The organism is Bradyrhizobium sp. P5_C11_2 (assembly GCF_054049755.1).
Map to the genome: position 1 here is coordinate 1 of NZ_JBFULT010000371.1, position 7,547 is coordinate 7,547.

General features: G+C 63.6%; 5 protein-coding genes. 2 read left to right on the forward strand and 3 right to left on the reverse strand.

The genetic code is table 11. From position 1 onward, the window contains the following. Together ACXJL8_RS27880 and urtA are read right to left on the reverse strand one after the other, a co-directional pair. Positions 1-367 (reverse strand): ABC transporter permease subunit (locus ACXJL8_RS27880; protein WP_456685946.1); only part of this gene is annotated, 367 nt, incomplete at its 3' end. A gap of 146 nt (positions 368-513) precedes the next feature. Then, positions 514-1,773 (reverse strand): urea ABC transporter substrate-binding protein, encoded by a 1,260-nt coding sequence (gene urtA / locus ACXJL8_RS27885; RefSeq protein ID WP_456685947.1) that lies wholly within the window; start codon positions 1,771-1,773, stop codon positions 514-516. Positions 1,774-1,948: 175 nt separating this feature from the next. Between urtA and ACXJL8_RS27890 the strand changes: the two genes are divergently transcribed. Next, the gene (locus ACXJL8_RS27890) at positions 1,949-5,320 is read left to right on the forward strand and encodes a hybrid sensor histidine kinase/response regulator (protein WP_456685948.1); all 3,372 of its coding nucleotides are present in this window, start codon (positions 1,949-1,951) and stop codon (positions 5,318-5,320) included. Next, on the forward strand, positions 5,304-6,233 hold the full coding sequence (locus tag ACXJL8_RS27895; RefSeq protein WP_456618356.1) for a response regulator: 930 nt from the start codon (positions 5,304-5,306) through the stop codon (positions 6,231-6,233). Before ACXJL8_RS27890 ends, ACXJL8_RS27895 begins: the two co-directional genes overlap by 17 nt. Positions 6,234-6,333: 100 nt before the next feature. On the opposite strand, the gene ACXJL8_RS27900 is transcribed toward ACXJL8_RS27895, so the two are convergent. Continuing rightward, positions 6,334-7,547 (reverse strand): flavin-containing monooxygenase (locus ACXJL8_RS27900; protein WP_456685949.1); only part of this gene is annotated, 1,214 nt, incomplete at its 5' end.

Below are 7,547 nucleotides of genomic sequence, written 5' to 3' on the forward strand. Positions count from 1 at the left end.
GCATCAGGCTCAGGCCCCAGGTGGCAAGCAGCGTGTCGAGCGGGCGCTTGTAGAGATGCCGTATCAGCACCCATTCCACCAGCATGCCCAGCGCGCCGGATGCAACAAAGGCCAGGATCATGGCGAGGAAGAAGTAACCGCTGAACAGGCTCGGCAAATAGGATTGGAAGACATTCGAGGTCATCCAGGTGACGTAGGCCCCGAGGATCATGAACTCGCCATGGGCCATGTTGATGACGCCCATCTGGCCGAAGATGATGGCAAGGCCGAGCGCCATCAGCACGTAGACCGAGAACAGGATCAGTCCTGCAAAACCCTGCATGACGAAGATGGAGCCAAGATCACCAAGCGAGTAGTCGCCGAACATCGATGTCCTCCGTCGGGGAAWGGGTCCCGCGTCGCGAGCAGGTTCGCGACGCGGGGGTCTTGGGCGCGGACTTGCGATCCACGCCAGGGAGCTGCTTGATCTTGAGAGAAAGCGCGACGAATGCCGCGGCTTACTGGTAGCGCTTCTTACTGGTAGCCCTTGGGGAACGGATCCGGCTCGACGAGATCGGCGGTCTCGTAGATCAGCTCGAACTGGCCATCGAGCTTGGCGCGCCCCACCCGGGTCTTCGACCAGAGGTGATGATTTTCGTGGATGCGCACATAGCCTTCCGGAGCGCCCTTGAACTCGACGCCCGGCGAAGCCGCCGCGATCTTGTCGACGTCGAAGGAGCCCGCCTTCTCCACCGTCAATTTCCACAGCCACGGGCCGAGATAGGCAGCCTGGGTGACGTCTCCGATCACGGTCTTCTCGCCCCACAGCTTCTTGAAGGCCGGGACGAAGGTCTTGTTGTTGGGATTGTCGAGCGACTGGAAGTACTTCATGCAGGCATAGGCGCCCGCGATGTTCTCGCCGCCGATGCCGTCGATTTCGTCTTCGGTCACCGAGATCGTCAGCAGCGGCTGCTTGGAGAGGTCGATGCCGGCGGCCTTGAGCTGCTTRTAGAATGCGACGTTGGAGCCGCCGACGACGTCGGTGAAGATCACGTCGGGCTTGGTCAGCTTGATCTTGTTGATGACCGAGTTGAACTGGGTGTTGCCGAGCGGATAATATTCCTCGCCGACGACCTTGCCCTTCAGCACGTTCTCGACGTGCTTGCGCGCGATCTTGTTCGAGGTGCGCGGCCAGATGTAGTCGGACCCGATGAAGAAGAACGACTTCGCGCCCTTTTCCTTGGCGATCCAGTTCAGGCCGGCGAGAATCTGCTGGGTCGCCTCCTGGCCGGTGTAGATCACGTTCTTGGACTGCTCGAGGCCTTCGTAGAAGGTCGGGTAATAGAGCATGCCGTTATACTGCTCCATGACCGGCAGCACCGCCTTGCGCGAGGCCGAGGTCCAGCAGCCCATGATCGCCGCGACCTTGTCGTTGACCAGCAGCTTCTTGGCCTTTTCCGCGAAGGTCGGCCAGTCGCTGGCGCCGTCTTCCTGGATGAACTTGATCTTGCGCCCGAGCACGCCGCCCATGGCGTTGATCTGCTCGATGGCGAGCTTTTCGGCTTCGATCGAGCCGGTCTCGGAGATCGCCATGGTGCCGGTTGCCGAATGCAGGATGCCGACCGTCACCTCGGTGTCGGTGACCGCGAGACCCGTCGTATTGACCGCCGAGGTCGCCGGGGCCTGCGCAAAAGACGCCCGCGGCAGCATCGTGATGGCCGGCACAGCCGCCATTCCCATCAATAGTTTGCGCCGGAGCGGCGACAATAGGCCCTTGTTTGCTTCGTCTGACATGAGCACCCCACTTTTGTTCGAGGACACGCGATTGGTCCGTGAGGATGGCTCGAATTTGTGCAGCGCAAGCATACGCAAGATCGCGTATACTGCACCGCAAAATACCGACGTAGGCTTTTGGTACGGGATTTGCGAGTTCACGAGAGGTTTCGGACGTCTTCGGGAGTGGGGTTAAGTGGCAGGGCGGCAGCGAATAGACCGCGTCAGGCGCCAATATAATCAATGGGTCGCCAACCAGACGCTGGAAGACTACGCGCTGCGCTTCACCGCCAAGAGCGCGCGCCGCTGGTCCGCCGCCCGCGTCGCCAACACCGCGATCGGCGCGATCTCGTTCCTGGTTCTCGAAGCAATCGGCGGCACCATCACCCTCAATTACGGCGTCACCAACGCCGCCGCCGCGATTCTCGTCGTCTCCACCATCATCTTCTGCTGCGGTGTCCCGATTGCCTATTATGCCGCCAAATGCGGCATCGACATTGACCTGCTCACCCGCGGTGCCGGCTTCGGCTATATCGGCTCGACCGTCACCTCGCTGATCTACGCCTCCTTCACCTTCATCTTCTTCGCGGTCGAGGCGGTGATCCTGGCGACCGCGCTGGAGATGTGCCTGGGGATTCCGCGCCCGATCGGCTACCTCATCAGCGCGGTCGCAATCATCCCGCTCGTCACCTACGGCATCACGCTGATCAGCCGCTTTCAGCTCTGGACGCAGCCGCTGTGGGTGGTTCTGCACATCCTGCCCTTCGCCGCGATCGCGTGGGCCAATCCTCACTCCTTCACGGAATGGCACAAATTCGCCGGCGAGCACGGCGACCTCGGCGGCCATTTCGATCTGCTGCTGTTCGGCGTCGCATCCTCCGTCGTGTTCTCGCTGGTGGCGCAGATCGGCGAGCAGGTCGACTTCCTGCGCTTTTTGCCGCGCGACCGCCGTACCTCCAGAACGTCGTGGTGGATTGCGCTGATGAGCGCAGGGCCAGGCTGGATCGTGCTCGGCGCGCTGAAACTTCTCGCCGGCTCGTTCCTCGCCTTCTTTGCGCTGAGCCACGGCGTGCCGCCGGAAGAGGCGGCCGAGCCCGCGCATATGTATCTCGTGGCATTTCGATACGTGCTGTCGGAGCCGGATCTCGCGCTGGCGTTAACCGGCTTCTTCGTGGTGCTGTCGCAGATCAAGATCAACGTCACCAACGCCTATGCCGGTTCGATCGCCTGGTCGAACTTTTTCTCACGCCTCACCCATAGCCATCCCGGACGCGTCGTCTGGCTGGTTTTCAACGTGATGGTGGCGCTGCTGCTGATGGAGATCGGCGTCTACAAGGCGCTRGAGCAGACGCTCGCGCTCTACTCCAACGTCGCGATCGCCTGGGTCGGTGCGCTCGTATCCGACCTCGTCGTCAACAAGCCGCTCGGCCTGCGTCCGCCGCATATGGAGTTCAAGCGCGCCCATCTCTACGACATCAACCCGGTCGGCGTCGGCGCGATGACGCTCGCGATCATCGTCTCGATCGCAGCGTTCTACGGCCTGTTCGGCCCGACCATGAAGGCGCTCGCCGCCTTCGTCGCGCTGACGGTCGCCTTCGTCACCGCACCCGTTATCGCATGGCTCACCGGCGGAAAATACTACATCGCGCGCAAGCCGAAGCGGAGCTGGGCCAATATCGAGGCGATCCAGTGCTGCATCTGCGAGCACAGTTTTGAACCCGAGGACATGACGTCCTGCCCGGCCTATGCCGGGCCGATCTGCTCGCTGTGCTGCTCGCTCGATGCGCGCTGCCACGACCTCTGCAAGCCGCATGCGCGCGCGCAGGTGCAATTTTCCGACGCGCTCAGCAGGATTTTGCCGCAGCCGATCTATCAGCGGATCAACTCGCAGCTCGGGCATTACATCGGCGTGTTCGTGGTCTCGGCCGGGCTCGTCGCGCTGGTGCTCGGGCTGATCTATCTGCAGACCTCGGCGAGCGTGCACGGCGAGAACATGCTGGTCTCCAACGTGCTCTGGAAGGTGTTCTTCTCGCTCAGCATCATCATCGGCGTGGTGGCCTGGCTGTTCGTGCTGGCGCAGCAGAGCCGCCGTGCCGCGGAAGCCGAAACCCGGCGGCAGACCACGCTCCTGATCCAGGAGATCGACGCCCACAAGCGCACCGACGCCGAGCTCCAGCGCGCCAAGGAGGTCGCCGAATCCGCCAACCTCGCCAAGAGCCGCTACGTCGTGGGCCTGAGCCACGAACTGCGCTCGCCGCTGAACGCGATCAGCGGCTATGCGCAGCTGCTGGAGCAGGACTCGACGCTGAACACCAAGCCGCGCGACCAGGTCCGCGTCGTCCGCCKCAGCGCCGACCATCTCTCCGGCCTGATCGACGGCATCCTGGATATTTCCAAGATCGAGGCGGGACGGCTGTATCTGTCGCGCGATGAGGTTCGCGTGAGCGAATTCCTCGACCAGCTGGTCGGCATGTTCCGCCTCCAGGCGGCCGCCAAGGGCATCGACTTCGTGTTCAGGCGGCCGGCAACGTTACCGACCGTGGTCTATGCCGACGAGAAGCGGCTGCGCCAGGTGCTGATCAACCTGCTCTCCAATGCGATCAAGTTCACCCAGAGCGGCAGCGTGCAGTTCGTGGTGCATTACCGCAGCCCGGTCGCCGAGTTCGAAGTGACCGACACCGGCCCCGGCATCCAGGGCGACGATCTCGAACGCATCTTTGCGCCCTTCGAGCGCGGCGCGCTCGGGGTCTCGCAGCCGCAGACCGGCACGGGACTGGGTCTCACCATCAGCCGGTTGCTCGCCGGCGTGATGGGCGGCGACATCAAGGTCACCAGCACCGTCGGCCGCGGCAGCACGTTCAAGGTGAAGATGCTGCTGTCGGAGGTCACCAATCCCAGGCGCACTGCGCCGGTGGAGGCGCCGATTTCCGGCTATCACGGCGCGCGCAAGACCATCCTCATCACCGACGACGACCCCGTGCATCGCGATCTCTTGCGCGAGGTGCTGACGCCGCTCGGCTTCATCCTGCTCAGCGCCGCCGACGGGCCGGGCTGCCTGGCGCTGGCGCAGCATTGCCGGCCCGATCTGTTCCTGCTCGATATCTCGATGGCGGGCATGGACGGCTGGACCGTGGCGGAACAGTTGCGCGCCAGCGGTCATCATCAGGCCCGCATCCTGATGGTGTCGGCGAGCGCGCTGGAGGCCCACGGCACGCCGCTGGCGCAGCCCTTCCACGACGGCTATCTGATGAAGCCGATCGACATCCCGCGGCTGCTGGAAGCGATCCGGCAGCTTCTCAAGATCGAATGGCAATACGGCTCCGACGAGATCGCCGTGCCGCTGTGGCAGCCGGAAACCGGCTCGCGGCCGCCGGTGCGGCACATCGAGGCGCTGATCGGGCTCGGCCGGATCGGCTACGTCAAGGGCATCCAATTGAAACTGGACGAAATCGGCAGCGAGCATCCGGAGCACGCCGACTTCGTCGCGCAGATGCGATCGCTGGTCGACCGCTTCGACCTCGACCAGTACATGGCCACATTGAAGACATTGCATGCGTATGAGCACTGAGCCGAAAAAGCGCGACGTTGCGCTGGTCGTCGACGACTCCCCGGAGACGCTGCGGCTGCTCACGGACGCGCTCGACGGTGCCGGCATGACGGTGATGGTGGCGCTCGACGGCGCGAGCGCGATGCGCATCGTCGACCAGATCACGCCCGACATCGTGCTGCTCGACGCCGTGATGCCCGGCATCGACGGGTTCGAGACCTGCCGCCGCCTGAAGCGCGACGCCGGCCTCGCCAATGTCCCCGTGATCTTCATGACCGGTCTCGCCGAGACCGAGCATATCGTACGCGGCCTGGAGGCCGGCGGTGTCGACTATGTCACGAAGCCGATCGTGATCGAGGAGATGCTGGCGCGCATTCGCGTCCATCTCGGCAATGCGCGGCTGACCCAGAGCGCGCGCGCCGCGCTCGATGTCTCCGGGCGCTTCCTGTTCGCGGTCAATCGCCAGGGCAACCTGCTCTGGGCGACGCCGCAGGCGCAGAAGCTGCTTGCCGACCATCAGGGCGCGCAGGCCGACGACGACTTCGTCCTGCCGCCCTCCCTGCTGCAATGGCTGGAGCAGGCGAAAGGCAAGGGCAGCTCGAAGTCGCAGGCGGCCTCGCTGCCCGACAATGCGCACCTCCGGCTCTATTACGTCGGCGAAACCGCGCCGAACGAGTTCCTGCTGCGGCTCTCCAAGGAGGCCGGCACGGCGCTGCCGCCCGAATTCACCAGCGAGCTCGGCCTCACCACCCGCGAAGGCGAGGTGCTGGCCTGGCTGTCAAAGGGCAAGACCAACCGCGACATCGCCCAGATTCTGGGATTGAGCCCGCGCACGGTCGACAAGCACCTGGAGCAGATCTACGCCAAGCTCGGCGTGGAGAACCGGACCGCAGCCGCCGCGATCGCCGCGAATGCGACAAGGCGGAATTCGTAGTCGTGCTGCGAATGAGTTGAGACGCTACCCGCCCAACAACCAGTGTCGCCCCGGCGCAGGCCGGGACGACAGCGGAGTGTGTGGTCGGCGCGAACGCGCCTCACCCATAAATAAACGCCCGATCGTCCAGATCCGTCTTTGGGATCTCGTCCTTTTCGGTCCAGTAGTCCTGGCTGTGCTGCCATTCCGGCTTGTCGCCGCGCCTGGGCAGCAGGTTCATGTTGCGCATCATGTAGCCGGGGTTGAAGTTTTCCGGATCGATCCAGGGCAGGATCGGCATGTTGTGGTCCTCGGGACGCAAGCTGACCTCGACCTTCTTTTTGCCCTTCGCCTTCATGTGGCCGAGCAGGCGGCAGACGAAATCGGCGACGAGGTCGACGCGCAGCGTCCAGCTGGCGCGGAAATAGCCGAACACCCAGACCATGTTCGGCACGCCCGTGAACATCATGCCGCGATAGGTGACGGTGTCGCCGAAGGCGAGCGGCTTGCCGTCGATCTCGAAGGCGATGTCGCCGAGTGCTGCGAGATTGAAGCCGGTCGCGGTGACGATGATGTCGGCCTCGAGCAGCTTGCCGGATTTGAGCCGGATGCCGCTCTCGACGAAGCATTCGATCTCGTCGGTGACGACGGAGGCCTTGCCGCTGGCGATGCCCTTGAACAGATCGGCATCGGGCACGAAGGCGATGCGCTGCCGCCACGGCCGGTAGGTCGGCGTGAAATGCGTCTCGACGTCGTAGTCAGGACCGAGGACCGCGCTGATCTGGCCGATCAGCTCCTTCTTCACCTGCTCGGGCTTGGAGATGCAGAGCTTCGTAAAGGCATCCTGCTCGAACAGGATCTTGCGGCGGACGATCTCGTGGATCCATTCCTCGTCAACCTGGAGCCTGCGCAACTCCTCGGCGATCTCGATGGCGTTGCGGCCGAGCCGGAAGTAGGTCGGCGAACGCTGGAGCATGGTGACATGCGCGCATGTGTCGGCGATGTTCGGCACCAGCGTCGCCGCGGTCGCACCCGAGCCGATCACCACCACTTTCTTGCCCGCGAGATCGATATCGTCCGGCCAGGTCTGCGGATGGACGATGCGGCCCTTGAAGCGGTCCATGCCCTTCCAATCCGGCGTGTAGCCTTCCGAATGGCGATAATAGCCCTGGCACATCCAGAGGAAATTGGCGGTGAAGGTTTTTGGCTCAGCGGTGTCGGTGGTGACCGCCTCGATGGTCCAGAGATTTCGCTCGCTCGACCAGCTCGCCGAATTGATCTTGTGCTTGTAGCGGATATGCCGGGCGATATCGTTCTCGTCGATCACCTCGTTCA

Coding starts and splice junctions, on each gene's coding strand:
- ACXJL8_RS27895 (WP_456618356.1), top strand. CDS start 5,304: ATGCGTATGAGCACTGAGCCGAAAAAGCGCGACGTTGCGCTGGTCGTC.